This window comes from Paramesorhizobium endophyticum, assembly GCF_014640615.1.
GTDB classification, from domain to species: Bacteria; Pseudomonadota; Alphaproteobacteria; order Rhizobiales; family Rhizobiaceae; genus Paramesorhizobium; species Paramesorhizobium endophyticum.
Window position 1 is genome coordinate 1 of record NZ_BMHH01000060.1, and the last position, 2,738, is coordinate 2,738.

The following is a 2,738-nucleotide window of genomic DNA, read 5'->3' on the forward strand; positions in this document are numbered from 1 at the left end:
AGTTTCGTCTCCGGCAAGCCGGTAAAAACGCATCAGGAACAAAAAGAGCACTGGCGTGGTAAACGGCAATTGATCGGCGCTTGTTTCTCTCAGCCGAGCGCGCTATAATCGTGTTATGACAGTGCCGTCCCCGAGCGTGTGTGGAGCGTAAAGGGATCACCGGCCTGCCATCAGAGAGCCAGCGGCGGACCATACCGGCTCCCACGGTCCCGCCAATATTTTTTTCCTGACATCACCGACGATCAAACTATGCGCTCGCGCGCAGGGAGCACTATCTATGACCAACACATCGGACACAACCCGAGCCAATCCGGCGGAAGATGATCCATATCTCGAGCAGCTGGTCGACTTCCTCCGGATGAATGCGGCGATGGAACGAGGCTTCGGGCCAGCCACCGCATTGCTTCAATACGGGAAGATTTTCGAGCCGGCGGACGCCAACCCCGCTTGGATTGCCCGCGGCCCAGCGAAACAATGTTTCGACAATGCCACAAAAGTGCTGATCTCGCGCCTCGCAGCCGGCGATACCGCTATCCGCTACGCAGAGGGTTATGCGATGGACATGGGGCTGCCAATCCCCATTCAGCACGCATGGCTCGTTGACGCCGACAACAACGTCATCGATCCGACCTGGTGCGACGCGCCTGACAATCTCTATTTCGGGATCGTGTTCGAAACCAAATTCGTGCTGGATATGATTGGGATCAAGAAGAGCGCCGGTATTCTGGTCGATGCAGTTGGAATGCGCCGGAACTACGGAAGCAAGCAACTGTTCGTACCCGGCATCCATCATTTGGCGGCTTGAGCAGCCATTCATCCTTCCCACAAGATATAACCCAGATAGTTCAGAGCAGTGCCATTTATGACCAAGAACGTTCTTTTCTACGCCCGCTATTCCACCGACCGCCAGAACGAGGTTTCGATCGAAACGCAAATCGAACTGGGCAGGAAATTTGTCGCCGATAGGGGCTGGAAGCTGGTCGATATCTACTCTGACGCTGCGGTCAGCGGAACCTCGTTCGCGTTGCGCCCCGGTATTCAGCAGCTTCTGGCGCATGTCAGGCGCGAACGGATCGATGTCGTGCTCTGCGTCACCGTCGACCGCCTCTCCCGCGACGTCGAGCACAGCTCAAAAATCCTCAAGGAACTCAACTATCATGACACCGCGATCTGGACGGTTCAGGCTGGCCAGGAGATCAGTCATATCGAGTTGCATATGCGCTCGACGCTCAGCCATGAGCTGGTCGAGCAGATTCGATATCGAACCCGCGAGGGCATGAAGACCGCCGTACGCAAGGGCAAGGCCACCACCTGTCTTGCTTACGGCTACAAGCTGAAGCTGGCCTATGACGGCAATGGCGATCGCATTCCCGGCCTGCGTGAGATCGACACCGAGCAAGCGGAGATGATTCGCTGGATTTTCAAAAACTATGCCGAGGGCGTTTCGCCGCGCGATATCGCTAAAATGCTCAACGATCAGGGAATACCCGGACCGCGCGGGGCCAAATGGCGCGACACCGCCATCCGCGGGCATGCCAGCCGCGGTACCGGCATCCTCAACAATGAGACCTATATCGGCCGCGTCGTCTGGAACCGGCGGAATTATCGCAAGAACCCCGAGACCGAACGCCGCGTCGCGCGCGGCAACAAGGACAGCGACTGGGTCGTCAACGACGTTCCGGATTTGCGCATCATCGATGACGGGCTCTGGGCCCGCGTAAAGGCGCGCCAAAAGGAACTCGGCGATCTCTTCTCCTATACGACGACCAATCGCCTCAATGCCGCCCACCGCCCAAGCTATTTGCTGAGCGGTATCCTCGAATGCGCCGAATGCGGCGGTCCCTATGCGGTCATGGCGAAGGACCGCTACGGCTGCACCAACCATAAGAAGCGGCTGCCGATCGACGGTCTCGACGGCGCATGCTGCCGGAACCAGAAGACGATCCTTCGCAACGACATCGAGGAGCGTGTCCTCGCTTGCCTGCCGGCTGCCTTTCTGCACCTTGGAATTTTTGAGAAAGTGGCGGCGGACGTATTGCAGCGCCAGACGGCCAAGCTCAAATCGCAACCGGCTCTGGGCCAGCACTTGAAGACGGAACTGAGCAAGGTCGAACAGGAACAAAAGAATATCATCCAGCAGATCAGTGACCGCGCCGCGGAAAGCCGCCCTCGCCTCGCCGCGCTCGACGACATGCTCGACCGGCTGGAGGAGAAACGGGCCGATCTTTCGGAACAACTGACGGCGCAGGGCAGCGCTGCACCTGATGATACGGCGGACCGGTTAGCCGAACTGCGCGCGCAGATCAACCCGGATACGGTCCAGCATATCCTCGATACGGTGCTGTTCTATCTGCGTGATCATGCTGACACCGCGACCAAGCAGCCGTTCGTCGATATCATTCGCCAGTTCGTGCAGAAAGTGGTGATCGGCAAGACGCCCGGCCATCAGCCGGCATCGCTGGAAGTTCATGGCCGCATTGCCTCGATCCTGGCGGCCATGGATGCGGCAAGGATCATGGAGGAGCGCTTCAAGCTGTTGAAGCACCACGATTATCTGGCCCGGATCGGGACGGGGGAGTTGGAGACAGACGCAAAACGCAAAAAGCTCCTCGACGCTTACGCGGAGGAGCTTTCTGTGAAGCGACTTGAATGGGAGAATATTCAAGTCTCAGTGGTTGCGGGGGCAGGATTTGAACCTGCGGCCTTCAGGTTATGAGCCTGACGAGCTACCGGGCTGC

2 protein-coding genes are annotated in these 2,738 nt (G+C 58.3%); both read left to right on the top strand.

Translation table 11 applies throughout. The annotated features are described in order from the left end of the window. Positions 1-277 precede the first annotated feature (277 nt). Entirely contained in the window at positions 278-805 is a 528-nt protein-coding gene (locus IEX53_RS23475; RefSeq protein ID WP_188826585.1) for a hypothetical protein, read from the top strand. 57 nt (positions 806-862) lie between these two features. After that, positions 863-2,716, top strand: coding sequence for a recombinase family protein (locus IEX53_RS23480; RefSeq protein ID WP_188826586.1), 1,854 nt, complete (start codon positions 863-865; stop codon positions 2,714-2,716). Positions 2,717-2,738: the final 22 nt, after the last annotated feature.